General features: G+C 67.3%; 23 protein-coding genes and 1 tRNA gene. 10 read left to right on the top strand and 14 right to left on the bottom strand.

Annotated features, from left to right (window positions below; all coding sequences use genetic code 11):
• Positions 1-84: 84 nt before the first annotated feature.
• Positions 85-1,269 carry a DegT/DnrJ/EryC1/StrS family aminotransferase gene (locus AC4PTB_RS13350; protein WP_492190414.1) on the top strand — a complete coding sequence of 395 codons (1,185 nt, stop codon included), beginning with the start codon at positions 85-87 and terminating at the stop codon, positions 1,267-1,269.
• 114 nt (positions 1,270-1,383) lie between these two features.
• Here AC4PTB_RS13350 and AC4PTB_RS13355 read toward each other — a convergent pair whose 3' ends face one another.
• Together AC4PTB_RS13355 and rlmB are read right to left on the bottom strand one after the other, a co-directional pair.
• Positions 1,384-1,803, bottom strand: coding sequence for a CoA-binding protein (locus AC4PTB_RS13355; RefSeq protein WP_492190415.1), 420 nt, complete (start codon positions 1,801-1,803; stop codon positions 1,384-1,386).
• Between the two features lie 196 nt (positions 1,804-1,999).
• On the bottom strand, positions 2,000-2,794 hold the full coding sequence (gene rlmB, locus AC4PTB_RS13360; protein ID WP_492190416.1) for a 23S rRNA (guanosine(2251)-2'-O)-methyltransferase RlmB: 795 nt from the start codon (positions 2,792-2,794) through the stop codon (positions 2,000-2,002).
• Positions 2,795-2,901: 107 nt separating this feature from the next.
• Between rlmB and AC4PTB_RS13365 the strand changes: the two genes are divergently transcribed.
• The 5 genes from AC4PTB_RS13365 (at position 2,902) to AC4PTB_RS13385 (ending at position 10,674) form a co-directional block, all read left to right on the top strand.
• A tRNA-Tyr gene (locus tag AC4PTB_RS13365) sits at positions 2,902-2,985 on the top strand.
• 91 nt (positions 2,986-3,076) lie between these two features.
• Positions 3,077-4,054: a GT-B fold glycosyltransferase domain-containing protein gene (locus AC4PTB_RS13370; protein ID WP_492190417.1), complete on the top strand. Its 978-nt coding sequence runs from the start codon at positions 3,077-3,079 to the stop codon at positions 4,052-4,054.
• Positions 4,055-4,231: 177 nt separating this feature from the next.
• On the top strand, positions 4,232-5,515 hold the full coding sequence (locus AC4PTB_RS13375) for an O-acetylhomoserine aminocarboxypropyltransferase/cysteine synthase family protein (protein ID WP_492190418.1): 1,284 nt from the start codon (positions 4,232-4,234) through the stop codon (positions 5,513-5,515).
• A gap of 165 nt (positions 5,516-5,680) precedes the next feature.
• On the top strand, positions 5,681-8,632 hold the full coding sequence (locus AC4PTB_RS13380) for a hypothetical protein (protein ID WP_492190419.1): 2,952 nt from the start codon (positions 5,681-5,683) through the stop codon (positions 8,630-8,632).
• Between the two features lie 146 nt (positions 8,633-8,778).
• On the top strand, positions 8,779-10,674 hold the full coding sequence (locus AC4PTB_RS13385) for a cation:proton antiporter domain-containing protein (protein WP_492190420.1): 1,896 nt from the start codon (positions 8,779-8,781) through the stop codon (positions 10,672-10,674).
• Between the two features lie 109 nt (positions 10,675-10,783).
• Here the strand turns inward: AC4PTB_RS13385 and AC4PTB_RS13390 are convergent, their stop codons facing one another.
• The 5 genes from AC4PTB_RS13390 to AC4PTB_RS13410 all read right to left on the bottom strand — a co-directional run bounded on the left by AC4PTB_RS13390 (position 10,784) and on the right by AC4PTB_RS13410 (position 15,903).
• Positions 10,784-11,293 (bottom strand): CarD family transcriptional regulator, encoded by a 510-nt coding sequence (locus AC4PTB_RS13390; protein ID WP_013068497.1) that lies wholly within the window; start codon positions 11,291-11,293, stop codon positions 10,784-10,786.
• A 372-nt stretch (positions 11,294-11,665) separates the two neighbouring features.
• Positions 11,666-12,004 carry a ferredoxin FdxA gene (fdxA, locus tag AC4PTB_RS13395; RefSeq protein ID WP_492190421.1) on the bottom strand — a complete coding sequence of 113 codons (339 nt, stop codon included), beginning with the start codon at positions 12,002-12,004 and terminating at the stop codon, positions 11,666-11,668.
• A gap of 109 nt (positions 12,005-12,113) precedes the next feature.
• Positions 12,114-12,422: an RNA-binding S4 domain-containing protein gene (locus tag AC4PTB_RS13400; RefSeq protein ID WP_492190422.1), complete on the bottom strand. Its 309-nt coding sequence runs from the start codon at positions 12,420-12,422 to the stop codon at positions 12,114-12,116.
• Positions 12,423-12,425: 3 nt separating this feature from the next.
• On the bottom strand, positions 12,426-15,308 hold the full coding sequence (locus tag AC4PTB_RS13405; protein ID WP_492190423.1) for a helicase-related protein: 2,883 nt from the start codon (positions 15,306-15,308) through the stop codon (positions 12,426-12,428).
• 34 nt (positions 15,309-15,342) lie between these two features.
• Positions 15,343-15,903 carry a tetratricopeptide repeat protein gene (locus AC4PTB_RS13410; RefSeq protein ID WP_492190424.1) on the bottom strand — a complete coding sequence of 187 codons (561 nt, stop codon included), beginning with the start codon at positions 15,901-15,903 and terminating at the stop codon, positions 15,343-15,345.
• Between the two features lie 63 nt (positions 15,904-15,966).
• Between AC4PTB_RS13410 and AC4PTB_RS13415 the strand changes: the two genes are divergently transcribed.
• Entirely contained in the window at positions 15,967-16,254 is a 288-nt protein-coding gene (locus AC4PTB_RS13415; protein WP_492190425.1) for an SCP2 sterol-binding domain-containing protein, read from the top strand.
• On the top strand, positions 16,251-17,189 hold the full coding sequence (locus AC4PTB_RS13420) for an alpha/beta fold hydrolase (protein WP_492190426.1): 939 nt from the start codon (positions 16,251-16,253) through the stop codon (positions 17,187-17,189). The genes AC4PTB_RS13415 and AC4PTB_RS13420 overlap by 4 nt, the downstream gene beginning before the upstream one ends.
• A 5-nt stretch (positions 17,190-17,194) precedes the next feature.
• Here AC4PTB_RS13420 and AC4PTB_RS13425 read toward each other — a convergent pair whose 3' ends face one another.
• Genes AC4PTB_RS13425 through AC4PTB_RS13440 form a run of 4 tightly spaced genes read right to left on the bottom strand, consistent with a single transcriptional unit; the run spans position 17,195 to position 21,128 of the window.
• Positions 17,195-17,920: a proteasome-type protease gene (locus tag AC4PTB_RS13425; protein ID WP_492190427.1), complete on the bottom strand. Its 726-nt coding sequence runs from the start codon at positions 17,918-17,920 to the stop codon at positions 17,195-17,197.
• 28 nt (positions 17,921-17,948) lie between these two features.
• Positions 17,949-18,761 (bottom strand): transglutaminase family protein, encoded by an 813-nt coding sequence (locus AC4PTB_RS13430; protein WP_492190428.1) that lies wholly within the window; start codon positions 18,759-18,761, stop codon positions 17,949-17,951.
• Positions 18,758-19,711 carry an alpha-E domain-containing protein gene (locus AC4PTB_RS13435; RefSeq protein WP_492190429.1) on the bottom strand — a complete coding sequence of 318 codons (954 nt, stop codon included), beginning with the start codon at positions 19,709-19,711 and terminating at the stop codon, positions 18,758-18,760. Before AC4PTB_RS13435 ends, AC4PTB_RS13430 begins: the two co-directional genes overlap by 4 nt.
• Positions 19,712-19,715: 4 nt before the next feature.
• The gene (locus AC4PTB_RS13440) at positions 19,716-21,128 is read right to left on the bottom strand and encodes a circularly permuted type 2 ATP-grasp protein (protein ID WP_492190430.1); all 1,413 of its coding nucleotides are present in this window, start codon (positions 21,126-21,128) and stop codon (positions 19,716-19,718) included.
• 203 nt (positions 21,129-21,331) lie between these two features.
• Between AC4PTB_RS13440 and AC4PTB_RS13445 the strand changes: the two genes are divergently transcribed.
• Entirely contained in the window at positions 21,332-23,158 is a 1,827-nt protein-coding gene (locus AC4PTB_RS13445; RefSeq protein WP_492190431.1) for a M3 family oligoendopeptidase, read from the top strand.
• 64 nt (positions 23,159-23,222) lie between these two features.
• A complete protein-coding gene (locus AC4PTB_RS13450; protein ID WP_492190432.1) occupies positions 23,223-24,398 on the top strand; it encodes a dipeptidase in 1,176 nt (391 codons plus the stop codon).
• Between the two features lie 217 nt (positions 24,399-24,615).
• Here the strand turns inward: AC4PTB_RS13450 and AC4PTB_RS13455 are convergent, their stop codons facing one another.
• The 3 genes from AC4PTB_RS13455 to pgeF all read right to left on the bottom strand — a co-directional run bounded on the left by AC4PTB_RS13455 (position 24,616) and on the right by pgeF (position 26,869).
• Complete coding sequence (locus tag AC4PTB_RS13455) at positions 24,616-25,431, bottom strand: Hint domain-containing protein (RefSeq protein ID WP_492190433.1); 816 nt, start codon at positions 25,429-25,431, stop codon at positions 24,616-24,618.
• A 282-nt stretch (positions 25,432-25,713) separates the two neighbouring features.
• The gene (locus AC4PTB_RS13460) at positions 25,714-25,884 is read right to left on the bottom strand and encodes a hypothetical protein (protein ID WP_492190434.1); all 171 of its coding nucleotides are present in this window, start codon (positions 25,882-25,884) and stop codon (positions 25,714-25,716) included.
• A gap of 223 nt (positions 25,885-26,107) precedes the next feature.
• A complete protein-coding gene (pgeF, locus tag AC4PTB_RS13465) occupies positions 26,108-26,869 on the bottom strand; it encodes a peptidoglycan editing factor PgeF (protein ID WP_492190435.1) in 762 nt (253 codons plus the stop codon).

Raw genomic sequence — 26,869 nt, forward strand, 5'->3', positions numbered from 1 at the left:
CGGCCACGTCGCGAAACTTTCACTTGGCGGGCGCGGGGCACGGGTCTAAAGCGTTTCTGAATGTCACATTCAGGAAAGCTGAACATGCCCCGCGACGGTCAGACCCCTCCGAATTGCTATGATGCCGAACCGATCCCCGAGGCCGCCCGCGCCGAGATCGAGCGGCTGCTCGCCACCGGGGATCTGTTCCGCTACACCTCCGAAAACGCGCCGGTGGCGCAACTCGAGGCCGAATTCGCCGCATTGATGGGGGTGCGCTACGCGGTCTGCGTCGCGTCCTGCTCGGCGGCGCTGTTCCTGTCGCTGAAAGCTTTGGACCTGCCGCGCGGCGCGCGCGTGCTGGTGCCCGCCTTCACCTTTGCCGCCGTGCCCTCGGCCATCGTGCATGCCGATTGCGAGCCGGTGCTGGTCGAGGTGGGGTCGAATTTCCGCATCGATCTGGACGACTTCCGCGCCAAATTCGACGACACGATCGCGGCGGTGATGATCAGCCACATGCGCGGGCATACCTCGGACATGGATGTGATCCTGGAGCTGGCGAATGCGAAAGGCGTGCCGGTGATCGAGGATGCGGCGCACAGCTTGGGCACGCTCTGGCACGGGCGCAAGATCGGCACGCTCGGCAAGATCGGCTGTTTCAGCTTCCAGAGCTACAAGATGGTGAATGCGGGCGAAGGCGGCGTCCTGGTGACCGACGATCCCGAGCTGGCCGCCCGCGCCATCATCATGTCGGGCGCCTATGAACAGAACTGGAAGAAGCATCCGGGGTTGCAAAACAGCTTCGTGCATTGGCAAAACAAGCTGCCGCTTTACAACACCCGGATGCAGAACCTGTCCGCCGCGGTGATCCGCCCGCAGCTGCCCGAGCTGGAGCGGCGTGTCAGCGCGGGGCTGGCGAACCACGATTATGTGGCTGAAAAGCTGAACGAAAGCCCCTGGCTCGACGTGCCGCCGCCGCTTGCCCCCGAGACCCGCGCGCCCGACAGCCTGCAGTTCAATCTGGTGGGCGACTGGAGCGATGCGGAAGCGCTCGGGCTGCAGGACGCGGCGAAAGCCCGCGGCGTCTCGGTGCAGGTCTTCGGGCTCTCGCCCGACAATGCCCGCGCCTTCTGGAACTGGCAGTTTCTGGGCGAGCTGCCTGACCTGCCGAAGACCCGCGCCATGCTGATGCGCGCCTGCGACACCCGCCTGCCCGCGCGGCTGACCCGCCCCGAGCTGGACTTCATCGCCTCCGCCATCGTCGAGGCCGCGGCGGCGGTGAAGGGCTGACACCGCGCCGCTCCGGCCCCGCGGCGAAAAGAGCGTATTTGGGCCAGGAAAAAACCCCGGGCTTTTTCTTGGGAAAAATACGCTGGGGGGTATGGGGGGCAAAGCCCCCCTGCCTCACAGCCCCAGCCGCGCGATCTCGAGTTTCGGGCAGCGGTCCATCACCACAAGCTTGCCCGCCGCCCGCGCCCGTTCTGCCGCCTCGGGGTGAATGACGCCGAGCTGCAGCCAGAGCACACGCGCCTCGGGGCGATGGGTCAGCATCTGCGCGACCACCCCGGGCACGGCCTCGGGGGCGCGGAAGACATCGACCATGTCGATCACGACATCTTTCGGAATCGCCGCCAGATCGGCATAGACCGTCTCGCCCAGCGCCACCTGCCCGGCCAGCCCCGGATTGACCGGGATGACCCGGTAGCCGCGCGCCTGCAGGAAGGCCGCCACCCCATGCGCGGGACGGTCGGGATTGGCGGAAAAGCCCAAAACGGCAATCGTGCGGGTCGTGGTCAGGATCTCGCGCAGCTCTGCATCCGTCATCGCGCCTCCGGTCAGAAAAAGCGCCCGGACCACTGGGGCACCGGGCGCGAAAGTGCGGAACGAGGGACAGTGACAGTCAACGCGGAGGTTCCGGCTCCGCGTCTCACCACCGAAACATAGGGATGTGAAAGCCGCGTTAAAGGGTCGCAGCAAAAGATTCCGCGAAGTTCGCCCTTTCGTGATCTCGGCCGCCCCGTCAGCCCTTCGTGCGGGCGCTGGTGGCGGCATAAAGCGCCACCGCCGCCGCATTCGACACGTTGAGCGAACCGAAGGCGCCGCCAAAGGGGATCCGCACCAGATGATCGCAGGTGGCGCGGGTTTTCTCGCGCAGGCCCGGACCCTCGGCGCCCAGAACGATGGCCACGGGACGGCTGCCCGCCTCGGCCAGCCCCTCGGCAAGCGTCATCGTCGCCTCGCCCGCCAGACCGATCAGCACATAGCCCATGTCGCGCAGCGCGCCCATCGCGTCGGAGAGGTTGGTGACGCGCAGATAGGGCTGGCGCTCCAGCGCCCCCGAGGCGGTCTTCGCCAAGGCCCCGGTTTCGGGCGCGGAATGGCGCGCGGGCGCCACCACGGCACGGGCGCCGAAGACCTCGGCCGAGCGCAGGATCGCGCCGACGTTATGCGGATCGGTGACGCGATCGAGCAGCACGACCAAGGGCAGCCCCGCGCCAGTCAGCGCCACATCGGCCAGCTTGCCCCAGTCGAGCGGCTTGACCTCCAGCGCGGCGCCCTGGTGCACCTGATCGGGGCCAAGCGGCACATGGGCATCGAACTTGCGCGGATCGACGATCTCGGGGGCAACGCCGCCCGCCGCGATCGCCTCGGCCAGCTTGTCGGCGGCGTTCTTCGTCAGCACCAGCCGCAGCTTGACCCGATCGGGGTTCATCAGCGCGTCGCGTACCGCATGCAGACCGAACAGCCACAGCGTTTCCGCCGCCGCCGCGCGCTTGGCGCGTTCCTTCTCGATCACCCACTCCGGTTTCTTCATCTTGCACCTCTGTTTCGATCTTCTGTGCGCTGCACGACCCGCTTTGGCAAGAGGCTGAAAAATGCCGCTTGACGCCCCCCGCCCCCTTCGTTACATCGCCCCACGTCGGGTGACGAGCTGCAAGGTGCGGCAGCGGACTGTAACTCCGCCGGGGAGACCCATGCCTGGTTCGATTCCAGGGTCACCCACCACTTCCCAAGTGGTGAGGATACCGACAGGCCCGCTTGTGCCGGGCGCAAATCCCGCTACTGTGACGCCATAGATTGCAGCAGGCGCGAGCAGATGCAGCCGGATTACAATGTTTTCTTCATCGTGCAGGCCGGGCGGCTGGAATACGAGGCGCTGATCTTCGTGGCCTCGTTCCGCGAGGCGAACCCCGATTTCAAGGGCCGTCTGATCGCCGCCGAACCCACGGGGGCAAAATGGTCCACGCCCGTCGCGATCTCCGATCCGGTGCGGCGCTTCCTGCGCGATCACGAGGTCGAGATCCTGCCCTTCGAGAACCGCCATTTCGGCGAAAGCTACCCGCAGGGCAACAAGATCGAGGCGATGGCCGCCCTGCCCGCGGAGCCCTTTGTGTTTTTCGACAGTGACACGCTGTTTCTCGGGCCGCTGTCGCAGGTGGGATTCGATTTCAACCGCCCCTCGGCCTCGATGCGGCGCGAGGGCACCTGGCCCGAGCCGCAGCTTTACGGCGCCGATTACACCACGATCTGGAAAAGCCTTTACGACAAGTTCGGCCTCGATTTCGACAGCTCGCTGGATAAAAGCCAGTATGAAAACTACTGGCAGCGCTATCTTTATTTCAACGCCGGCTGGTTCTTTGGCGCCGATGCCCAGGCCTTTGGCAAGCGCTTTATGCAGTATGCCCATGCGATCCGCTGGGACACGCCCGATGAACTGGCCAGCCAGTCGCTCGATCCCTGGCTTGATCAGGTGGCGCTGCCGCTTGTCATCCACAGTTTCGGCGGCGGCCGGCCGGGGCCGGAGCTGGCGGGGCTTGATGGCGCGGTGAGCTGCCATTACCGCGCCCTGCCGCTGCTTTACGCGCGCGAAAGCGATGCCGTGGTGGCGCGGCTCGAGGCGATCTGCGCGCCGCAAAAGATCAAACGGATCTTGCGGCTGCACGAACCGGCAAGGAAGCTGATCTACCAGCGCAAGGGGTTGAAACTGCGCGCAAAGATCGACCGTAACGCGCTGCCGCGGCGCGAGGCGATGCTGCGCAACGCGATCCGGCGCGAGAAGCTCTGGCTGCGCTGAGCCTCGGCAAACGGCACCTTCGTCGATGGCGGCGGGCCATGGCTTGCGCCGCAAGGCCCTGCGCCAAGGAGCCCGCAGACCCCTTCCGCAGCTGCGCCCATATCTGCGAAGGCGAATGTGTTTGAAGGCGCCCGGGCGGGCGGATAGGCTCGCCCGCGACCATTCAGGGAGACCCCGATGACCAACCAAGCCTTTGACACGCTGCAAATTCACGCGGGCGCCGAGCCCGATCCCGCAACCGGCGCGCGGCAGGTGCCGATCTATCAAACCACGGCTTACGTGTTCAAGGATGCCGACCATGCGGCGCGGCTCTTCAACCTGCAGGAAGTGGGCTACATCTATTCGCGCCTGACCAACCCGACCGTTTCGGCGCTGGCGGCGCGCGTCGCGGCGCTGGAGGGCGGCGCGGGCGCGGTCTGCTGTTCCTCGGGCCATGCGGCGCAGATCATGGCGCTCTTTCCGCTGATGGGGCCAGGGCTGAACATCGTCGCCTCGACCCGGCTTTACGGCGGCACGATCACCCAATTCGCCCAGACGATCAAACGCTTCGGCTGGTCCTGCACCTTCGTCGATTTCGACGATCTTGCCGCACTGGAAGCGGCGGTGGACGACAACACCCGGGCGATCTTTTGCGAATCGATCTCGAACCCGGGCGGCTACATCACCGACCTGCCCGCCGTCGCCGCGGTGGCGAACAAGGTCGGCCTGCCGCTGATTGTCGACAACACGCTGGCCTCGCCCTATCTGTGCCGCCCGATCGAACACGGCGCGACGCTGGTCGTGCATTCCGCCACGAAATACCTGACCGGCAACGGCACGGTGACGGGCGGGGTGATCGTCGATTCGGGCAAGTTCGACTGGTCGGCCAGCGGCAAGTTCCCCAGCCTTTCGGCGCCCGAACCGGCCTATCACGGGCTGAAATTCCACGAGGCGCTCGGCCCGATGGCCTATACCTTCCATTCGATCGCGGTCGGGCTGCGCGATCTGGGCATGACGATGAACCCGCAGGGCGCGCATTACACGCTGATGGGGATCGAGACGCTGAGCCTGCGGATGGAAAAGCACGTCGCCAATGCGAAAGCGGTGGCGGAATGGCTGGCGGCCGATCCGCGCATCGACTTCGTCACCTGGGCCGGGCTGCCCTCCTCGCCCTGGCATGAACGGGCGAACCGGCTGTACCCCAGGGGGGCGGGAGCGCTTTTCACCGTCGCGGTCAAGGGCGGCTACGAGGCTTGCGTGAAATTGGTCAACAATCTCAAGCTGTTCAGCCATGTGGCCAACCTCGGCGATGCGCGCTCGCTGATCATCCATTCGGCCTCGACCACGCACCGTCAGCTGACCGAGGAACAGCAGATCAAGGCGGGCGCGGCGCCGAATGTGGTGCGGCTCTCGATCGGCATCGAGAATGCCGCCGATCTGATCGCCGATCTCGATCAGGCTCTGGCCGCCGCCACCGCCTGAGGCCTGCGCGAAAAGCCGCCCTCACTTTCCGGTGGGCGGCTTTTCATGCGCGGTTTTCTGCTTTACCTAGGTTTCAGCGCTGCGGCGCCGGTATCGGCGCCTCTTTCCCTGTGTTACTGCTGCGGCGCTCCCCGACGCGCCCCGCCCCTGTGTTGAAGCCAAGGCATGAAACCCAACTTCGCCCTCAATCTCTCGCATGACGGTATCGGATTGCTTCACCGCGGCAAGAGCGGCTGGGAGCTGGTGGGCGAGGTGGCGCTGGACGCCCCCGATTTCGGCGAGCGGCTGACCGCGCTGCGCCGCGCCGCGAAGACGCGCGCCCCCGAGGGGGTGACCACGAAGATCGTCGTGCCCGCCTCGCAGATCCTTTACGCCGAGATCACCGCCCCCGGGCCGCAATCCGCCGTGCGGCGTCGGCAGATCGCCGATGCGCTGGAGGGGATGACGCCCTATGCCGTGCCCGATCTGGTCTTCGACTGGAGCGGCGAGGGCGAGGTGGTGCAGGTTGCCGTCGTCGCCCGCGAGACCCTGGCCGAGGCCGAGGCCTTTGCCGATGATTGCGGTTTCTTCCCGGTGTCTTTCGTCGCGGCCCCCGATCCGGCGCAATTCGCGGGCGAGCCCTGGTTTGGCATCACCACCACCGCCCCGGCACATCTGCCGCAGGGCGCAAGGATCGAACGCGACACCGAGGCGCTGCCGCCGGATCTGCTGCGTGCCGCCGCGGCCCCCGCCAGCGCGCCGGGAACCGAGACAGTTGCCGAGCCGGGCGCCGAACCGGGCGCCGAGCCTCCCGCGGCCCAGCCCGAACTGGCACCGCCCGCGCCGGAAGCGCCCGCCGCGGCGAGCGCCCCGGAAGCGGCCCCGGAGTCCGAAGCCGCAACCGCCGCCGCAACGGCGCCGATCCCGGCTGAACCGGCGCCCGAACCGCCCCCCGAACCGGCGCCCGAACCGACGCCCGGCCCGACCGCCGAGGCGCAACCGACGCCGCAACCCGACCCCACTCCCGAACCGGCCGCCGCGCCGGTCGAGCCGCCCGCGCCGGAACCGACCCCCGAAGTCGCAGCTTCTGTCGCCCCGCCTGCTGCGGAAGCTCCGGTCGCCGCGCCGAAACCTGCAGCAGCGCAAAAGGCCGCCGCAGCGCAAAAGGCCGCGGCCACCACGCCGCCCGCCACCGCGAAAACGGCGCAGAAAACGGCGCCGAAACCGCCCGCCCCCAAGGCCGAGGCACCGATTGCGCCCCCCGCCGATCTGCTGGCGGCGCTTGACGAGACACCGCTGAGCGGCATCGACACGGTCGCGCCGCTGCAGATCGACATGCCCGAGCCCGTGGCCAAGACGCCGCGCGCGGGCGATGCCGCCCGCGCCGGGGCTGCGCCCCGCAAACCGCTGCCGGGCGCGGCACGTCCTGGCACCGCAGGCGAAGGCCTGGACAGCCCGAAACCCGCCCCGCGCAAACCGCTGGTGGCCGAGACCGACCGGCCCGCCCCCGCCTTTGGCGAGACCGAGGCTGCGGCGACAGACGCCCCCGGCACCGCCGAGGCCCTGCGCAAGATCGCCGAGGACGGGCGCCGTCTGGCGGCGCTCGGGGCGGCGGCGCTGGAAACGACCGCCAGCAAGGCGCTGGCCAAGGCCCGCGCGCTGCGTCCGGCCCCCGACACCACGGATTCCAAACCTGCCGCAGAGGCGCCCGCGGCAGAGGGGGCCGCGGCGCGGACGGTTTTTGGCACCCGCAAGACGCCCCGGATCGGTGGCAAGCCGAAATACATGGGCCCAGCCCTGCTGGGCGGGCTGATCGCCTTCCTCGCCATTGCCGCGCTCTGGTCAAGCTTCCTGATCAAGCCCGAGGCCCCGACCGAGACGAGCGCACCGGCTGCGCCCGAAGCGGCGGCCCCCGCGATGCCGCCGCAAGACGCAACGCCAGAACCGGCGCCCCCCGTCGCGCCCCCCGCCGCACCCGTAGCCCCCGCGCCGGAAACCGGCGCTCCCGCAACGCCCGCGCCGGACCGGCCCGCCTCGGAAACCGGCGCCCCCGCGCCGGAGGCCGGGGCGCCGGTGGCGCTGCCCGCGTTGCCGACCCTGCCGCCGCTCAGCTCGCCGCCCGCGGCCACCACGACGACACCGCCCGCCCCGCCGCCCGTGCCCGGCGCTCCGGCTGCGGCTCAGGCGACGCCCAGCCGCGATGGCACGCTGACCGCCGAGGGCTTCACCCTGTTCGCGGGCACACCGCCGTCGAAATCGAAACCGCGCCCCGCCTCGGTCAGCCGCGCCGCCGAAGCCGCCGCGGCAGAAGCGGCCGCCGCCGCCGCGGCGCCGCCCGCCGATCCGGCGCTGAAGAACGCCCGGCCGAAACCCCGCCCCGCCTCGGTCGCAGCGGCGGCGGAAAAAGCCGCCCAGACCCCGCCCCCCGAAGCAGCGCCGGAGACACCGGCCGCCAGCCCCGATGACGGCGCGCTGCTCGCCCCGGGCCTCTCGCCCGATCTGGCGCGGGTGTTGCGCCGGGCGCAGCCGAAGGAACGCCCGGACTCGGTCGCACGGACCGCTGCCGCCGCACGGGCCGAGGAAGCCGCCGCCGAAGCCGCTCTTGCCGCCGAAGCCGCCGCGGCGGAGGCCGGTCTGGCCTCCTCGCGCCGTCCGATGACGCGGCCGCGCAATTTCGAAGCCGCGGTGCAAAGCGCACTGGCCGCCGCCATCGCTGCCGAACCGCCGCCCCCGGTGCAGATCGCCGCGATCGCCCCCGAGCCCCTCCCCGTCGCGCCGCAAAAGCCGGTCCGCACCAAGCCCTCGCCGCCGCCCGAACCAACGCTGATCCCCGGCCCCGATGTCGAGACCGGCGAGGTCGAATCCGCCACGGTGATCCCGCGCGGCCCCACCGCCGCCTCGGTCGCCCGCGAGGCGACGCAGAAAAACGCGCTGGATCTGAGCAGGATCTCGCTGATCGGGCTTTATGGCACGCCCTCGAACCGGCGCGCGCTGGTGCGGATGCCGAATGGCCGCTTCTTCAAGCTGCAGGTGGGCGACCGGATCGACGGCGGGCGCGTCATCGCCATCGGCGAAAGCCAGATGACCTATCAGAAGGGCAACCGCCCGATCACGCTCAGCCTGCTTAAGGGCGGTTGAGCCGTTCACATCCGGTAACAGGGCCGAAACCTCGGGCTTTTGCGCTTGGCGCAAGGGCCCTTTCTGGTTAGGGTCGCGCCATCCCCCGCGTTTGACGCCGTGCCGCCGCTGCCCCGCAGCCGGGCGTCTTCTCTGAATGGAATTGCATGGAAAGCTTTCTGCTCCAGGCTACGCTTTATCTTGTCGCCATGGTCGTGGCGGTGCCACTGGCGACGCGGGCGGGGCTGGGCTCGGTACTGGGCTATCTGATCGCCGGGGTGATCATCGGGCCCGGGCTGGGGCTGGTGCAGGGCGAGGCGCATGATCTGCAGCATTTCGCCGAATTCGGCGTGGTGATGATGCTGTTCCTGATCGGGCTGGAGCTGGACCCGAAGGCGCTGTGGTCGATGCGCGACAAGCTGCTGGGCCTTGGCGGGCTGCAGGTGCTGATCACCACGACCGCGGTGGCACTGGCGGCGCTGGCGGTGGGCCAGCCGCCGCGGGCGGCGATTGCGCTTGGCGCGATCCTGTCGCTGTCCTCGACGGCGATCGTGGTGCAGATGCTGACCGAAAAGCGGCTGATGCAGACGGCGGGCGGGCGCTCGGCCTTTGCGGTGCTGCTCACGCAGGATATCGCGGTGATCCCGATGCTGGCGCTGTTGCCGCTGCTCGCCCTGCCCGGGGCGCGGGAACTGGCCCGGGCCGAGGCCTCGGGCCATGGCGCGGCGGCCTTTCTGGATGCGCTGCCTGCCTGGGGGCTGACGCTGGTGACGCTCGCCGCGGTGGTGCTGGTGGTGGGGATCGGGCATTTTCTGGTGCAGCCGCTGTTTCGCTTCGTGCAGGGCTCGAAGCTGCGCGAGATCCATACGGCGGTGGCGCTGATGCTGGTCGTCGGCATCGCCTCGCTGATGAATCTGGTCGGGCTGTCGCCGGCGCTGGGCACGTTCCTTGCGGGGGTGGTGCTGGCCGATTCCGAATTCAAGCATGAGCTGGAAAGCAGCCTCGAGCCGTTCAAGGGCCTGTTGATGGGGCTTTTCTTCATCGCCGTCGGCGCGGGGATCGATCTGGACGTGCTTTACGCCGGGCCGCTGAAGATCGCCGCGCTGGTGCTGGCGCTGGTGGCGCTGAAATCGGCGGTGCTGTACGGGCTGGCGCGGCTCTTCGGGCTTTGGGGCACGGACCGCTGGCTGTTCACCTTTGGCCTCGCACAGGCGGGGGAGTTCTCGCTGGTGCTGGTCTCCTTTGCGACGATGCAGCGGATCCTGCCGCAGGAGACCGCGGAAAAGGCGCTTCTGGTGATCGCGCTGTCGATGCTGCTCTCGCCGATGCTGTTTTTGCTGCATGAACGGCTGGCGCGGCGACTGAAACCGGCCGCGACGCGCCCCGATCCCGACCAGATCGACGAGGAACAGCCGATCATCATCGCAGGCGCCGGGCGCTTTGGTCAGGTGGTGAACCGGATGGTCACGATGTCGGGCTTTCGCACCACGGTTCTGGATGCCGATCTGAAGACGGTGCAGATGCTTCGCACCTTCGGCTTCAAGGCCTGGTATGGCGATCCGGCGCAACCGCAGCTTCTGGCGGCGGCGGGGCTGAGCCGCGCCCGGGTTCTGGTGGCGGCGCTGGATGACAAGGAGGCGACGAACCGGCTCGTGGCCTATGCCCGCAAGGCGCGGCCCGACCTGCATATCATCGCCCGTGCCCGCGACCGCTACCACGTCTACGATCTTTACGCCGCGGGCGCCGATGACATCGTGCGCGAGATGTTCGACAGCTCCTGCCGGGCGGCGCGCTATGTGCTGGAAAACGTCGGCCTGAGCGCGTTCGAGGCGCATGAGCTGGAACGGCTGTTCTGGAAGCTCGACCGTTCCGCCGTGCGCGATCTGGCCGAGGTCTGGAAGCCCGGGGTGGACCCTGAGAAGAACGCAGACTATGTCGAACGCACCAAGGCGCTGAACGCCGAATTCGAGGCGCAGATGCTGGCGCATTTCACCGAGCGGCGGCGGCAGTCCGACGCGCAGGGCAAGGCGCCACAGGACCGCGACGTGATCGAGGAGGGCTGAGCCCTCCCCCCCCGGCCCGTCATCCCCTGCCCCGCCCGCAGGGCGCCAAACAGACCCCAAATGAAAACGGGCCCCCGCGGGGGCCCGTTTTCTGCTGTATCGTCCAGGATCAGGCGGCGCGGCCGACCAGAACCTCGTCGACCTTTTTCGCCGCCCCGGCTTCATCGGTGCCCGAGACGGCCGCCACTTCGCGGGTCAGCCGCTCCAGCGCGGCTTCGTAAAGCTGACGTTCGGAATAGGATTGTTCGCGCTGATCGTCGGCGCGGTGCAGGTCGCGCACCACCTCGGCAATCGACAGAAGGTCGCCCGAATTGATCTTCTGCTCGTATTCCTGCGCCCGGCGCGACCACATCGCGCGCTTGACCTTGGCCTTGCCCTTCAGGGTTTCCAGCGCCTTGGTCACGACATCCGGGCTCGACAATCCGCGCATGCCGATATCCACCGCCTTGTGGGTGGGAACGCGGAGCGTCATCTTGTCCTTTTCGAACGAGATCACGAACAGCTCCAGCCGCAGACCGGCGATTTCCTGTTCCTCGATCGAGATGATCTTGCCGACGCCATGAGCCGGATACACAACGAAATCGTCCGGACGGAATTCGGTCTTCTTCATTTTGGTCATTCAGTCGCTTCCTTGCACCCGGTTACGGCCCCATCCAAAAATAGACCAACGCGGCACGAAATGCGCAGCGAGACCTGAATTTTGCGAAAGACACCCCGTCAGACGAGCAGTTCTGGCCGAGGTATGGGGCGTTCTCCTTTGTAACGACTTTATAGCACAAAAATCAGCCGATTCATAGCTTCGCGCAGGGGAACATGCGCGTGAAGAGCCGGAATCCGAGGGAAAAACGGGGTTTTGCCTTAATCTTGCGGCCCGTCGCGCAGCGACAGATCCGCGCAGGCAAGATGCCGCCGACCGGGACCGGAAATCCGGCCCCCGAGACGACTCGACAGGGGCGGGACGCCGCGGCGCCCCGGCCCGAAAGCGCCGCGATCAGTCGCCGGTGCCGGGATTGGGCGAGAAGTATTTCTCGCGCTTGCCGGTCTCGCCGTCGCGGTCCTTGTGGCCCGGCAGCGGGTCTTTCTTGATCGTGATCACCGGCCATTGTTGGGCATAGGTGCGGTTGAACTCGACCCAGTCCTCCATGCCCGGCTCGGTGTCCGGACGGATCGCGTCGGCCGGGCATTCCGGTTCGCAGACCCCGCAGTCGATGCATTCGTCGGGATGGATCACCAGCGTGTTCTCGCCCTCGTAGAAGCAGTCCACCGGGCAGACTTCCACGCAGTCGGTGTATTTGCAGGCGATGCAGTTGTCGGTGACGACATAGGTCATTCTTGAAACCCCAATCTTTGGCGCTGGGTTGTCCTAGCCCTCCGGGGGCGATCAATCAAGAGCAGGAGATATACAAAAACCGGGTGCGGCGAAGTGCCGGGGGGGGGCGTCATCCCGCCTCCTGCCCCTTAGCTGGCGCGTCGATCCGCTCATAAAGCGTTGCCGCCTCGGGCGCGGGGCCGCGGCGGGTGCCGCAGGCCAGGATGCGCACCACCCGCACCTCGGCACCCAGAGCCAGCGCCAGCACATCCCCCGGACCGACCGCACGGCCCGGCTTTTCCAGCTTCTGCCCGTTCAGCCGCACCCGGCCCGCGGTGACCAGATCAACGGCCAAGGCGCGGCTCTTTGCGAACCGCGCCTGCCAGAGCCATTTGTCGATGCGGATGCGCCCCGCCTCGGATGCGTTCGCGTCAGACAAGGATCAAAGCTTGCCCTTGAGCCCCATCAGCGCCGCCGCAAACGGGTTGTCGGGATCGATCGGCTTGTCCTTTTTCGGCGGATGCGATTCGAAGCCGCGGCCACGGTCCTCCTGCGGCTTGCCCTTGCCCCAGGGCTTGCCGCCCTTCGGCCCGCCCTTGCCGCCGTCAGCGCCGAACTTGCGCTCGCCGCGGTTGCCCTCGCCATCGCGGGACCGCGGCTTGCCACCCTCGGAGCGCTTCTCGCCACCCTTGTGCTCGCCACCGCGCTCACCGCCTTTGTGCGGACGCTCGCCGCCCTTGTGCTCGCGCGGGCCGCGATGGCCCTCGCCCCCGTCCCGCGGCTCGCGACGCGGCCCCCGCTCGGCGCGCGGACGCGGCGCCCAGGTGAAGGTGTAAAAGCTCTCCATCTCGGCCGGGGCGGCCGCCACCTCGGCCTCGGCCTCGGCGATCGGCGAGGCCTCCTCGGGGATCGGATTTTCCGAGCCCGCCTCGGGCGCCTTCGCCTCGACCACGGGTTTCGCCTTTTCGCGTTCGCCCTTTTCGGCGCGATAACCCAGCCCGCCCATCAGATCGGCGAATTGCTCCAGCGTCATGCCGGTGATCGACAGCATGTCCGGCGTGGCTTCAAAACCTGCCTTGCTGTCTTGCGTGCGCAGCATGTCGGCCAGCCGCTCCAGCATGTCGATGCGGATCGCCCGCACCCCGGCCGGACGATAGCCCGAGCGCGTATAGGCCGAAACCGGCACTTCCGCGATATAGGGGATCGTCACCAGACCGGGCGGCGGGCTTTCGGGGAACTCGGACAGCCCGTCCCAAAGCGAGGCCAGCACCAGCCGCAGCCGGGTCGGCGCAGGTTTCAGCAGCAGCTGCTGGAAGATCGTGTATTGGCCAAAGCGCACGCCATGCTTGCGCAGCGCGCCGCGGGCCTCCTGGTCCAGTTCCTTGACCTCGGCCGCCACGCCCTCGCGCGGCAGGATGCCCATGTGCTCGACCAGCCGGAAGGCGAAACCGCGGGCCAGACCCGTCAGCGCCTCGTCACGGCTCATCGCCAGAAGCGGCTCGAACAGCGCGGCGATCTTGCGGTCGATGAAATGCTGCAGACGGCGGCGCACCTTTTCGGCGACCTCGGGACCGGCTTCCTCGTCGACGAAGGGCTCGACCGCGGGCTTGAGCGGATCGGCGCCCTTCACCAGCTTGCCCACCGCCTGCGTGCCCCACATCAGGCCACCTTGCTCGGTGAAATCCATCTCGGTGTCGGGGGCATTGTAGAAGCGGTCGGACCGCAGGCTGAATTCGGGCTTCAGCGCCTCATAGGCGGCACGCGCCAGCATCTTCGCCTCGTCGGGCGAGGACGTGGTGTCCTGCCGGAAGCGGAAGCCCTCAAGACGGCCGGCGAATTCGCCTTCGACCATCACTTCGCCCTTGTCGTTCACCTCGGCCACGAGGGTCTCCTTCTGCTTGAGCCGCCGCAACAGAACACTGGTGCGCCGGTCCACAAATCGTTGGGTCAGCGCGCCATGCAGCGCATCCGACAGACGGTCTTCTACAGCGCGAGTCTCTTCGCGCCAATGGGTTTCGTCATCCACCCAGCCTTTGCGTTGCGCAACATAGGTCCAAGTGCGGATGAAGGCGAGACGTTTCGACAAAGTGTCGATATCGCCCGAGGTCCGGTCGATGCGTTCGATCTGGGATTTCAGCCAGTCCGAAGGCACGCCCTTGCCCGTCTGCAGGAACCCGAAGATGCGCGCCAGAAGGGTCGCATGTTCGGTCTCGGAAATCGAGCGGAAATCGGGGATGCGGCAGGTCTCCCACAAAAGCCGCACATCGGCGGGGGCGCGCACCCGGTCGCGGATCTCGGGCATCTCGGACAGGCTTTTCAGCGCGCGCAGGTCATCGGCCTCGCGGCCGCGGCTGAGCCATTCGTTCTGCGGGCTTTCCTCGAGCGACTGGATCAGCCGCGGCACAGTGCCGAATTCCAGCCGCGGATTGCGCCATTGCAGCCGCTGGATCGGCGCGAAGCGATGCTCCTCGATCGCCTCGATCACCTCTTCGGGCAGGGGATGCGCCTCGCCGGTGATGCCAAAGGTGCCGTCCGTGGTGTGCCGCCCGGCCCGGCCCGCGATCTGGCCCAGCTCATGCGGGAACAGAGGCCGCATCCGCCGGCCATCGAACTTCGCCGTGGCGGAAAAGGCGACATGCTCGATGTCAAGATTCAGCCCCATGCCGATCGCATCGGTGGCGACCAGATAATCGACATCGCCGTTTTGATACATCGCGACCTGAGCGTTCCGCGTGCGCGGCGAAAGCGCCCCCATCACCACCGCGGCACCGCCCTTTTGGCGCCGGATCAGCTCGGCAATGGCATACACATTTTCAACCGAAAAGCCGACAATTGCCGCCCGTGGCTTCATCCGGCTTATCTTTTTCGAACCTGCCCAGGACAATTTCGACAAACGCTCGCGCCGGGCGAATTGCACTTTTGGAACCAGCGCCGCGATGGCGCCCTTCATCGCATCCGAGCCCAGAAACAGCGTCTCGTGCAGCCCGCGCATGTACAAAAGACGCTCGGTGAAGACGTGCCCCCGCTCGGGATCGGCGCAAAGCTGGATCTCGTCGATGGCGACGAAATCGGCGCCCACTTCGGGCATGGCTTCGGTGGTGCAGACCCAGTATTGCGCCCGTTCGGGAACGATCCGCTCCTCGCCCGTCACCAGCGCCACGACCGAGGGGCCGCGCGCCTTGACGATGCGGTCATAGACCTCGCGCGCCAGAAGCCGCAGCGGCAGGCCGATCACCCCGCTGCGGTGCGAGAGCATCCGCTCGATCGCGTAATGTGTCTTGCCGGTATTCGTCGGCCCAAGGACCGCGGTGATCCGCCCCGTCATCGCCTGCCCCGCCCCTCGCATTCCCCCTGCAGGCTCACAAGGTGATGCCCGCAAGCTCCTTTTCCAGCCGTGTGATCGAATCCTTCACATCCTGCTGATGCGGGTTCAAGGCGAAAGAGGCGCGAAAGGCCGCCAGAGCCCGCGCCTTGTCGCCCATGTCGGCGAAAATCATCCCCAGACCGGCCAGTGCGCCCCAGTGCCGCGGTTCAAGTCGCAGCACCTGCGCGACATCGGCCATCGCGGGCCCCAGCTGCCCGGCCATGTAATAGGCGCTGGCGCGGGCGTTCCAGCCCTCGGGGAAATCGGGGGCGTGATCGGTCAGCGCGGTCAGATGCTCGATCGCGGCGGGCAGATCGCCCGCATCCATCGCCTCTTCGCCGCGTTTCAGAAGCAGATCCATCGCGGCCGAGCCCGAGCGCGACCAGGCGCGGAGGATATCCGATTCGGCACTTTGCCAGCCCGCATAGCCCGGATCGGCCAGCTCCGCGAATTGCCGCTCCAGCCCCGCAGTTTCCGCCCCGGCCGGAAAACCGAGGTTGACGAAGACGGCAACTGCCGCAACGATACATTTGTCTCTGATCGAAAGCGCCCGCATATTCGGAACTCTATCCCATATGCCGCGAAAATCGAGGGGGCGGCGTTCACAATCGGAGGCAACATGAGCAAAGTCATCGAAAAAGCCGTGGAACAACTCTCGGCGAAGCTGCCGAACGGCTTTTCATCCACCGCGAAATTCATCATCGAGGGCGAAGGCAGCATCATCTGCGATCCCGATGGCGTGCGCGCGGGCGATGACGCAGCCGTGGTCACGCTGACCGCCGACACCGAAACGTTCCGCGGCATGATCGAGGGCCGGGTGAACCCGACCATGGCCTTCATGTCGGGCAAGCTGAAGATCGACGGCGCCATGGGCGTGGCGATGCAACTGGGCTCGGCGCTGTCGTGATCGAGAAGGCCCCCCTTTTCCACGCTCTGGCCGAAGGGCCGGAGGGCGGTCAGGCTTGGTGGCTGACCGCCGAAGATGGCGTGCGGCTGCGGCTGACGCTGTGGGGCGGGGGGGCGAAGGGCACGGTGTTCCTGTTTGCGGGCCGGGCCGAATATGCGGAAAAATATGGTCCTGCGGCGGCCGATCTGGCAGCCCGGGGCTATGGCACGCTGGTGATCGACTGGCGCGGACAGGGGCTTTCGGACCGGCTGATCGCCGATCCGGTCAAGGGCCATGTCGGGAAGTTCAGCGAGTATCAGCGCGATGTCGATGCGATGCTGGCGGCGGCGGCGCAGCTGGATCTGCCGCGGCCCTGGGTCGTGCTGGCGCATTCGATGGGCGGCACGATCGCGCTGCGCCGTCTGATGGGAACGCATCCCTTTGCGGCCATTGCCTTTTCCGCGCCGATGTGGGGGGTTGGTCTGCCCCGGGCGATCCGGCCTTTCAGATCGGCGCTGGCGCGGATGACCCGAACCAGCCCCTTCGCGCTGCGCTATGCGCCGGGCTGGGGGCCGGTCAGCTTCGTCCATCGCGCGGGGTTTCACGACAATTTCCTGACCACCGATCCCGAGATGTGGGCGCTGCTGGTGCGGCAGGCGGCAAAGGCGCCGGAGCTGGCGATTGCCGGGGCCTCTCTGCATTGGGTGGCCGAGGCGGTGCTGGAATGCGACGCGCTGGCGGCGCTGCCCACCCCCGATCTGCCGTGCTATTGCGCGCTTGGCAGCCGGGAACGCATCGTGCCGCAAGAGCCGGTGCGGACCCGGATGGCCAGCTGGCCGGGCGGACAGCTCGCCCTTTACGAGGGTGCCGAGCATGAGGTGATGATGGAAGGCCCGGCGATGCGGGCGCTGTTCTTCGACGCCTGCGCGGCGCTGTTCGACGCGAACCGGGGCTGAACCGCTTACAGCGTGATCCGGCTGAACCCGTCGCGCAGCGCCTCGGACCAGGCCAGCGACATCGCCGCGAATTGCGCATCGTCCTTTTCGATCCGCTTGCGCAGCCCGACCTTGCAGGCGTCCTTCTCGATCACCGCCAGATCCAGCGGCATCCCCACCGACAGGTTCGAGCGCAGCGTCGAATCCATCGACAGCAGCACCGCCTTTTGCGCATCCTCCAGGCTGGTCGCGGGCCGCACCACCCGATCGAGGATCGGCTTGCCGTATTTGTGCTCGCCGATCTGCAAGAACGGCGTGTCCTCGGTCGCCTCGATGAAATTGCCCTCGGGATAGACCAGGAACATCCGCATCGTGCCGCCCTTGCGCTGCCCCGCCACGATCATCGAGGCGGAGACCGTCACCTTGGACGCGTTCATCTTGTGGTCGATGTCCTGCCGCACACTTGCCAGCGTGTTGCCGATGATCTCGGCCACCGCCAGCATCGTCGGCGCCTGCATGATCGAGGTGTCGGTGCTGGAGTCGGGATGCTCGATCGCCTCGCGCAGCCGCGCAATCGTCGTCTGCGTCACCGAGAGCGAGCCCGCGGTGAGGATCGTCACCACCCGCTCGCCCGGATCTTCGAAGACGAACATCTTGCGATAGGTCGCAATATTGTCGAGCCCCGCATTGGTGCGGGTGTCGGACAACAGCACCATCCCCTGATCAAGCAGCAGGCCCACGCAATAGGTCATCATTCCCCCGGAAAAGCAGGCAGCCAGATTATTGTTGCACGGCCTCCAAGGCAACCGTGACATCAAGACGCTCGCTGCCCTCGCCCTGCGCCACGCCCTTGATCGGCGCCGCCTCATGCGCATCAAGCCCAGAGCCGATGCGGATGTAGCGCGCATCGGGGCAGCATTCATTGGCCGGGTCAAAGCCGATCCAGCCGATGTTTTCCACCCAGATCTCGGCCCAGGCATGGGCGGCCTCATGCTTTTCGCCATCCTCGCGGGCGAAAAGATAGCCCGAGACATAGCGCGCGGGCATCCCCACGGCGCGGGCCGCCGCGATCAGGGCCTGGGCATGATCCTGACAGACCCCCTCGCCCTGGGCCAAAGCCTCGGCCGCGGTCGTATGCGCATGGGTGGTGCCGGGACGATAGGCGATGGCGTCGCTGACCGCGCGCGACAGCCGATGCGCCCGCTCCAGCGGGTCTTTCGTGCCACGGCCCGCGGTTTCCGCCAGATCGCGCAGCGCATGGTCGATCCAGGTCGCCGCGGTCTCGCGCAGATAGGCGAAAGGCGAGACGATCTCGCGATGGCCACGCAGCACCCCCGCAGTGTCGGTGGTCTCGACCTGACCGATGGCGGAAATCGTCACCTCGGTCACCGGGCCGCGCAGCGACCAGCCCTCGACCTTGTCGCCCGCGCCGTCGCGGAAATTGCCGCCGCGCAGGCCGCCCTCGACCGCGACATCCCAGCGGATCGTGCGCTGCCCGTCAAAACGCGACGGGAACAGCCGCAAGGATTGCACGGCGCTGCGCATCGGCGCGTCATAGGCATAGGTGGTGACGTGATGCACGGTCAGGATCATCGCGCTTCTCCGCTCAAGTAAGCCGCCTGAACCATGTCGGACAATTCGCCGACATCGCGGATGAAGCGGGTCAGGAATTCATGCAGCCCCTCGTCGAAGATTTCCTCGACGCGGGTTTCGGCGATCTCGCCCACCAGCGCGCGCGCCCGCATCTGCGCCGCCCCGGAGCGCTGATAGCCCCGTGCCAGCGCATCCAGATTTTCCATCGCCATGGTGACGGTGGCGATCAGGGAGCGGGGCGATTGCGGATTGAGGATCAGGAAATGCGCGATCTTCGCCGCGGTGATCTCGCCGCCATAAGCCCAGTGAAACGCCCGATGCGCCGAAAGCGCCCGCAGCAGGGTCTGCCATTGGTAATTGTCCAGCCCCGAGCCGATGAAATCGACCGAGGGCAGCAGGACGTAATATTTCACGTCGATCAGCCGCGCGGTGTTGTCGGCCCGTTCGAGAGCGAAGCCGAGGTTCAAAAACGCATAGCCGTCGTTGCGCAACAGCGTCGCATCGATGGCGCCCCGCACCAGCGCCGCCTGCCGCATCACCCAGTCGGTCAGCTCCGTCAGCTCCATTTCGGACCGCGGTTTGCGTTCCAGCTGCCGCATCTCCTGAAACGCGCCATTGAGCGCATCCCAGACCTGCGAGGTCAGCGCCGAGCGCACGATCCGGGCATTTTCCCGCGCCCGCTCGATGCAGCTGACGACCGAACTGGGGTTGTCGCGGTCAAAGAACAGATAGCTTTCGATATTGCGCTGCACCGGATCGCCATATTTCGCGGCAAATCCCGGCGAGGTGCCCGAGGCCTGCAACAGGCTCTCCCATTCGCTGCGGTAGCCATGCCCGGCCGAGGGCATCAGCGCGATGCGCGCGCCCACCTCGAGCAGCCGCGCCATGGTTTCGGCGCGTTCGATGTAACGCGCGATCCAGAACAGATTTTCAGCGGTCCGGCTCAGCATGGTGTCACTCCGCCAAAACCCAGGTGTCTTTCACGCCCCCGCCCTGCGAGGAGTTCACGACCAGCGACCCCTCCTTCAGCGCGACGCGGGTCAGACCGCCCGGCACCAGATCGATTTTCTCGCCGACAAGGCAATAGGGCCGCAGATCGACATGGCGCGGCGCGATGCCTTCCTCGACAAAGGTCGGCGTGGCCGACAGCGCCAGCGTCGGCTGCGCGATGTAGTTTTCGGGACGCGCGGCGATCTTGGCGCGGAAGGTCTCGATCTGCTCGGCGCTCGATTTCGGCCCGACCAACATGCCGTAGCCGCCCGAGCCATGCACCTCTTTCACCACCAGATCGCCCAGATTTTCAAGCACATACCGGCATTCATCGGGCTTTGCGCATTGCCAGGTGGGGACGTTGTTCAAAAGCGGCTCTTCGCCCAGATAGAACCGGATCATCTCGGGCACGAAGGTATAGACCGCCTTGTCATCGGCCACCCCCGCGCCGGGCGCCGAACAGATCGACACGCCCCCCGAGCGATAGACATCCATCAGCCCGGGAATGCCCAACAGGCTGTCGGGGCGGAAGCAGAGCGGGTCCAGGAAGGCGTCGTCGATGCGCCGATAGATCACATCGAGCTTCTTCGGCCCCTCGGTGGTGCGCATCCAGACGAAGCCGGCCTCGACGAAAAGATCGGCGCCCTCGACCAGTTCGACCCCCATCAGATCGGCCAGGAAACTGTGCTCGTAATAGGCGCTGTTGTAATGGCCCGGCGTCAGGATGGCGATGGTCGGCTCGCGGTCGCATTTCGCCGGGGCGACACTGGCCAGCGTGCGGCGCAGCGCATCGGAATAGCCATCCACCGGCTCTATACGGTTTTCGCGGAAAAGTTGCGGGAACATCCGCATCATGATCTCGCGGTTTTCCAGCATGTAGCTGACCCCCGAGGGGGTGCGGCAATTGTCTTCGAGCACGAAGAACTCGTCCGCGCCGGTGCGCACGATGTCGATGCCGACGATATGGGAATAGATCCCGCGCGGCGGGGTGAAGCCTGCCACGGCGCGCTCGAAGGCCTCGTTCTGAAACACCATCCGCGCCGGGATCTTGCCCGCCCGCACGATCTCGGCGCGGCCATAGACATCCAGCAAAAAGGCGTTCAGCGCCCGCGCCCGCTGCTTGATGCCACGTTCCAGCTTGCGCCATTCGGCTTGCGTGAAGACGCGCGGAAACATGTCGAACGGGATCAGCCGGTCCGGGTCGCCGCCCTCGCCATAGACCGCAAAGGTGATGCCGATCCGGCGAAAAAGCGCCTCGGCCTCGGCCTGTTTCATCGCGCGCAATTCCGCGGGCATGGCCTTCGTCCAGTCTTCGAGCCGCGCATAGGGCTCGCGGACGGTGCCGCTTTCGTACATTTCGTTGAAATAAGTCGTCATGCGTGATTCCCTCGCCCTGGTTGAATCCTAGGCAGGCCGCGGCACAAGCGGAAGCGCCGCAGCAGGAAACGGGCCAGAAAGCCCGACAGGAACGCCTGATCGCTATGCACCTGCACAACGTTTGGGCAAACGTGCAATCCAAACCCGGCTTGCACGCCCCCTGCCCTGCCCCTATCTCTGATCCGACCCGCAAGGAGAAAGCCATGTTCCGTCCCCTCCCCGCCCCCCGTTTCGATGCCACGCCCGCGCAGGCAGGCTCCGGCGACTTCGGCGCCCTGCCCGACTGGGATCTGAGCGATCTTTACACCGCCCCCGACGCGCCCGAATTTGCCCGCGACATGGCCTGGCTCGAGGCCGAATGCGCCGCCTTCGCCCGCGACTACGAGGGCAGGCTGGCACAGCTGGACGCCGCCGGAATGGCCGAATGCATCGCGCGTCACGAGGCGATCGAGACCACGGCCGGGCGGATCATGTCCTATGCGGGGCTGCGCTATTATCAGAACACCACCGATGCCGGGCGTGCCAAGTTCATGTCGGATGCGGGCGACAGGATCACCGCTTTCACCACGCCGCTGGTGTTCTTCAGCCTGGAGTTCAACCGCATCGAGGATGCGCGCTATGAAGCGGTCTTTGCCGATCCGCTGGTGGCGCGGTTCAAGCCGGTGTTTGACCGGATGCGGGCGATGAAACCCTATCAGCTTTCGGATGAGCTGGAAAAGTTCCTGCACGATCAGTCGGTTGTGGGGGCGGCCGCGTGGAACCGGCTGTTTGACGAAACCACCGCGGCGCTGGAATTCACCGTGGATGGCGAGACGCTGAACCTTGAGGCGGCGACGACGCTGCTGACCGATCACGACCGGGCCAAGCGCGAGGCGGCGGCGCGCGAACTGGCGCGGGTCTTCGGGCAGAACGTCAAGCTTTTCGCGCGCGTGCACAACACGCTGGCCAAGGAAAAGGAGATCGAGGACCGCTGGCGGAAGATGCCCACGCCGCAGATGGGCCGTCACCTGTCGAACCATGTCGAGCCCGAGGTGGTCGAGGCCCTGCGCAATGCGGTCGTGGCCGCCTATCCGCGGCTTTCGCATCGCTATTACGCGCTGAAAGCGAAATGGCTGGGGCTGGAGAAACTGCAGATCTGGGACCGCAACGCGCCGCTGCCGACCGAGACTCCGCGCAAGATCCTGTGGGACGAGGCGAAGGCGACGGTTCTGGCCGCCTACGGCGCGTTTTCGCCGCGCATGGCCGAGATCGCCGCGCCCTTCTTTGACAAAGGCTGGATCGATGCCGGGGTGAAACCGGGCAAGGCGCCGGGGGCCTTTGCCCATCCGACCGTCACCACCGTCCATCCCTATGTGATGCTGAACTATCTGGGCAAACCGCGCGACGTGATGACCCTTGCGCATGAGCTTGGCCATGGCGTGCATCAGGTGCTGGCCGCGGGACAGGGGCCGCTGCTCTCGGACACGCCGCTGACGCTGGCGGAAACGGCGAGCGTTTTCGGCGAGATGCTGACCTTCCGCGCGCTGCTCGATGCCGCGAAAACCCCCGCCGAGCGCAAGCAGCTGCTGGCGGGCAAGGTCGAGGACATGATCAACACCGTCGTCCGGCAGATCGCGTTTTACGATTTCGAATGCAAGCTGCATGCGGCCCGCGCGCAAGGCGAACTCACGCCCGAGGCGATCAACGCGCTCTGGATGTCGGTGCAGGCCGAAAGCCTCGGCCCGGCCTTCGAGTTCATGCCGGGCTATGAGACCTTCTGGACCTATATCCCGCATTTCGTGCATTCGCCCTTCTACGTCTATGCCTATGCCTTCGGCGACGGGCTGGTGAATGCGCTTTACGCGACCTATGCGGCGGGCCTGCCCGACTTCCAGACGAAATATTTCGAGATGCTGGAGGCGGGCGGCTCGAAACATCACAAGGATCTGCTGGCGCCCTTTGGCCTTGATGCCTCGGACCCGGCGTTCTGGGACAAGGGTCTGTCGATGATCGCCGGGCTGATCGACGAACTGGAGGCGATGGAGGGCTGAGTTCACCTCGGCGCTTTGCGGCTGCGCCCGGCCCTGCTAGCCTGCCCGAAAAGGGGAGGCGCGCATGGGCTGGGCAAGACGCATCGGATGGGGCCTCGGCGGGGCGGTGATCCTGGCGGCGGGGGCCTTCTTCGCCTTTGCCCCGGGCCTCGTCGAAAAGGCGCAGAACAGGGTCGTGCCGCATGATCCCTGGCCGGTCTCGGCGCAGGCGGCGGCGCTGCACAAGACGCTCATCCTCGGCGACTGGCATTCCGACGCGCTGTTGTGGGATCGCAACCTCCTGACCCGCTCAGACCGCGGCCATGTCGATCTGCCGCGGCTGCGGGCGGGGAATGTGGCGGTGCAGGTCTTCACCACGGTGACGAAAACCCCCGCCGGGATGAATTACGACCGGAACGACGCCGGGGCGCGGGACAACATCACGCTTCTGGTGATGGGGCAATTGCGCCCGGTAAAGACCTGGTTCAGCCTTGCCGAACGCGCGCTCGATCAGGCGGCGCGGCTGGCCGCGATGGCAGAGGCGGCCCCCGATCAGCTGGTGGTGGTGCGGACGGGGACCGATCTCGACCGGGTGCTGGCGGCGCGGGCCGAGGGCGCCGAAACCGTGGCCGGGATTCTGGGCGCCGAGGGCGGGCATGTGCTGGAGGGCCGGATCGAGACCCTCGACCGGCTTTACGACGCCGGGTTCCGGCTTCTGGGGCTCACGCATTTTTTCGACAACGAACTGGGCGGCTCGCTGCATGGCGAGGGGGGCACCGGGCTGACGCCCTTCGGACGGCAGGTGGTTGAAAAGATGGTGCAAAAGCACATGGTGATCGACCTTGCGCATGCCTCGGAACAGATGGCGCGGGAGGTGCTGGCGATGGAGGGCACGCGCCCGATCGTCAGCCATGGCGGCATTCATGGCGTCTGCCCGGTGAAGCGCAACTTCCCCGACGCGCTGATGCAGGAGATCGCGGCCAAAGGCGGTCTGATCGGCATCGGCGCCTGGGCCGAGGTGACCTGCGACGCGACGCCTGCGGGGGTGGCAAGGTCGATCGTGGCGGCGGTGCGGCTGGTGGGCGAAGATCACGTGTCGCTCGGCTCGGATTTCGACGGCGCGGTCGAGACGGAATTCGACGCATCGGAACTGGCCGCGCTGACACAGGCCCTGCTGGAGGCCGGATTGAGCGAGCGGGGGATCGCGAAGGTCATGGGCGGCAACATGATCCGCTATCTGCGCGAGACGCTGCCGCAGTAGGGGAACCGGGATTTCGCCTCGCTTGCGCGAGGCGACCCGCCGGGGGCTTCGCCCCCGGACCCCCAAGATGCGTATTTTGCCAAGGAACCCCCCTTTCGGGTCCGCCCCGACGTGTCGGCCGCCTCAGCCCTGATTTTCCTTGGCAAAATACGCCGGGGGGTGCGGGGGGCGGAGCCCCCCGCGGGTCGCCCCGGCTTGCCGGGGCGAAATCCCCCGCTCAGTCCCAGAGGCTTTCGGCCTCGAACCGGGTCAGGCGCGGATGCGCGGGCGGGCCGAAGGCGGCAAGGCTTTCGAATTGCGGAAATTGCGCCTCGAAAAGCGACAGCATCCGCGGATCGATCCGCCGCCCCACCCCCTCGCCGGGGTGAAAGGCCTCGATCTCCAGCCCGGCAACGCGCAGCGAGCCGTGGTGTTTGAGCACCAGATGATAGACCGTGACCGGCGCCGAAGGGGTGACCTCGATCACGCTGATCCCGTCCAGGAAGGCGCGGGCGGGCACATAGGCCGCCTCGGCGCCCACGACCCGGCGCAGGCGCGGATCGCGCAGGCACAGCCGCGCCCCCGGACCCAGCACCAGATCCAGCCCCGGCCGCCCCGCCCCGAAAGCCTCGGCGGTGATCCGCGTCAGGCTGACCCGGTCCTGCGGATCCTGGCCCGTCCCGGCGCCGGGATAGATCACCATCGCGCCGATCCAGCACACCTGTTCCGGGCGCCCCTCGGCGGTCAGGACGCGCTGGCCGGGCTGCAGATCCTCGATCGCGACCGGGCCGTCCTCGGTCATCAGCACCGAGCCCCGCGCGAGCGCCGAAAACGCCTCCTCGAAAAGCGGCGTCGCCGGCGCAAGCCGGGTGCCGGTCTCGATCCTGCCCGCGGCGGTCAGCCAAGCCGCCTCATAAAGCCGGGTCAGCGGCATCGCGCGCGGCGATTTCGCCACCCCCAAGGGCGGCTTTCGGGCGGCCAGCCCGGCAGAGAGATCGCTGCGGTCAACGGGCAGGGCAGCCAGCCCGGCCCCGAGCCGGTGGGTCATCGACATGGAACAGCCTTCCGGTCCGGTCAGATCTGCGACGGCCCCCACCGCATGCAGAAAGACCGCTCAATCACGACCGCCTTGCGCAAGCGTGTCAAATTTCGGCAAGACTTGCGGCACGACGCACCCCCAATCCCGGCCGCGGCCCCGCCACCGGGCCTGCGGCGGCAACAATGCCCGGATTTCGCCGCAATCGGCGCAACCGGTCCGCTTGCGGCCGGGGGTGGCAGCCCCCGGCCCCTGCGGCGCCGATCAGGCCCGAAGGCGCGGCGCCAAAGGCGGAAAGGATCAGCGGGCGGCGAGCGAGGGACGCCGGGCCGCGACCGGAGCCACAGCTCCCTCGCGTCGTGCCAGCATCTCGGCGCGGCGGGCACCGCGCTGCCAGGGCATCGCGACAGAGGCCTTGGCGGCGCCCTCAACGGCGGTCAGCATCCAGCGCGGGGTCGGTTTCAGGGTCATTCTGCTCTCCTGCGGGTCTTGCGGATCGATGCGCGGCATCGGTCGCTTCTGTGTTTTCCCCCCGCAATACGGCGAGGATAGGGCACCAAGTGTGCTTTCCTGCGCCGCCCGCAGGCGAAATCATGGCAGGCAGTGTTGCGCAAAACTGCAAAATAAAGGGTTAACGGCGATTGCGGCGCGAATTTCGCCACAATCAACCCCCGACAGGCCCGGACCGCCCGCCCTAGAGCCGAATCGCCGAGATCAAACGGCCGTAATCCGCCTCGCCCGCATGGGTGGTGCGGCGGAAGGAATAGAACCGCTCGGGGTCGGAATAGGTGCAGTGCCGGGTCCATTCCGCCTGCCCCACCCCGGCCGCGCGCAGCCGCGACAGCCCGTAGCCCGGCAGATCGAAGAGCGGCTTGCCCGCGGGACCGGCGGCAAAGAACCGCCCCGCCTGCGGATCGTCGCTCAGGAAATTTTCCATGAAGTCATGGCCGACCTCATAGGCGCGCTGCGAGATGCAGGGGCCGATCACCGCGGAAATCCGCTCACGGGCCGCGCCCAGCGCCTCCATCGCGTCAAGCGTCGCCTCCAGCACGCCATCGCGGCAACCGCGCCAGCCCGCATGGGCCGCGCCCACCACCCCGGCGGTGCGGTCGGCAAACAGCACCGGCTGGCAATCCGCCGTCAGCACGCTGAGCACGATGCCGGGCCGTTTCGTCACCAGCGCATCGGCCTGCACCGGCGCGACGGGCAGGTCTTCGACCACCAGCACCTCGGCGGAATGGATCTGATGCACCCCCACCAGCGCCGCGGACGTCCCCCCCATCGCCGCCGCCACCCGCGCCCGGTTCAGCGCCACCGCCTCGGTCTGATCCGAGGAGCCATGGCCGCAATTGAGCCCGGCGAAGATGCCGGAAGAGGCCCCCCCCTTGCGGGTGAAGAACCCGTGCGTCACCCCCGAAAGGGCCGGAGAGGTCAGGATGTCAAGCGTCGTGGGCAT

The sequence above is a fragment of the Rhodobacter sp. 4.3.4 genome (assembly GCF_058724655.1).

Excerpts from the sequence above, each read along its gene's own strand:
- AC4PTB_RS13430 (WP_492190428.1), bottom strand. The coding sequence starts at position 18,761 with ATGATCCTGACCGTGCATCACGTCACCACCTATGCCTATGACGCGCCG.
- AC4PTB_RS13350 (WP_492190414.1), top strand. The coding sequence starts at position 85 with ATGCCCCGCGACGGTCAGACCCCTCCGAATTGCTATGATGCCGAACCG.
- fdxA (WP_492190421.1), bottom strand. The coding sequence starts at position 12,004 with ATGACCTATGTCGTCACCGACAACTGCATCGCCTGCAAATACACCGAC.
- rlmB (WP_492190416.1), bottom strand. The coding sequence starts at position 2,794 with ATGAAGAAACCGGAGTGGGTGATCGAGAAGGAACGCGCCAAGCGCGCG.
- AC4PTB_RS13455 (WP_492190433.1), bottom strand. The coding sequence starts at position 25,431 with ATGTCGATGACCCACCGGCTCGGGGCCGGGCTGGCTGCCCTGCCCGTT.
- AC4PTB_RS13435 (WP_492190429.1), bottom strand. The coding sequence starts at position 19,711 with ATGCTGAGCCGGACCGCTGAAAATCTGTTCTGGATCGCGCGTTACATC.
- AC4PTB_RS13390 (WP_013068497.1), bottom strand. The coding sequence starts at position 11,293 with ATGACCAAAATGAAGAAGACCGAATTCCGTCCGGACGATTTCGTTGTG.
- AC4PTB_RS13445 (WP_492190431.1), top strand. The coding sequence starts at position 21,332 with ATGTTCCGTCCCCTCCCCGCCCCCCGTTTCGATGCCACGCCCGCGCAG.
- pgeF (WP_492190435.1), bottom strand. The coding sequence starts at position 26,869 with ATGCCCACGACGCTTGACATCCTGACCTCTCCGGCCCTTTCGGGGGTG.
- AC4PTB_RS13450 (WP_492190432.1), top strand. The coding sequence starts at position 23,223 with ATGGGCTGGGCAAGACGCATCGGATGGGGCCTCGGCGGGGCGGTGATC.
- AC4PTB_RS13375 (WP_492190418.1), top strand. The coding sequence starts at position 4,232 with ATGACCAACCAAGCCTTTGACACGCTGCAAATTCACGCGGGCGCCGAG.
- AC4PTB_RS13405 (WP_492190423.1), bottom strand. The coding sequence starts at position 15,308 with ATGACGGGGCGGATCACCGCGGTCCTTGGGCCGACGAATACCGGCAAG.
- AC4PTB_RS13425 (WP_492190427.1), bottom strand. The coding sequence starts at position 17,920 with ATGACCTATTGCGTGGGCCTGCTGCTTGATCAGGGGATGGTGCTGTTG.
- AC4PTB_RS13415 (WP_492190425.1), top strand. The coding sequence starts at position 15,967 with ATGAGCAAAGTCATCGAAAAAGCCGTGGAACAACTCTCGGCGAAGCTG.
- AC4PTB_RS13370 (WP_492190417.1), top strand. The coding sequence starts at position 3,077 with ATGCAGCCGGATTACAATGTTTTCTTCATCGTGCAGGCCGGGCGGCTG.
- AC4PTB_RS13385 (WP_492190420.1), top strand. The coding sequence starts at position 8,779 with ATGGAAAGCTTTCTGCTCCAGGCTACGCTTTATCTTGTCGCCATGGTC.
- AC4PTB_RS13410 (WP_492190424.1), bottom strand. The coding sequence starts at position 15,903 with ATGCGGGCGCTTTCGATCAGAGACAAATGTATCGTTGCGGCAGTTGCC.
- AC4PTB_RS13380 (WP_492190419.1), top strand. The coding sequence starts at position 5,681 with ATGAAACCCAACTTCGCCCTCAATCTCTCGCATGACGGTATCGGATTG.
- AC4PTB_RS13440 (WP_492190430.1), bottom strand. The coding sequence starts at position 21,128 with ATGACGACTTATTTCAACGAAATGTACGAAAGCGGCACCGTCCGCGAG.
- AC4PTB_RS13460 (WP_492190434.1), bottom strand. The coding sequence starts at position 25,884 with ATGACCCTGAAACCGACCCCGCGCTGGATGCTGACCGCCGTTGAGGGC.
- AC4PTB_RS13355 (WP_492190415.1), bottom strand. The coding sequence starts at position 1,803 with ATGACGGATGCAGAGCTGCGCGAGATCCTGACCACGACCCGCACGATT.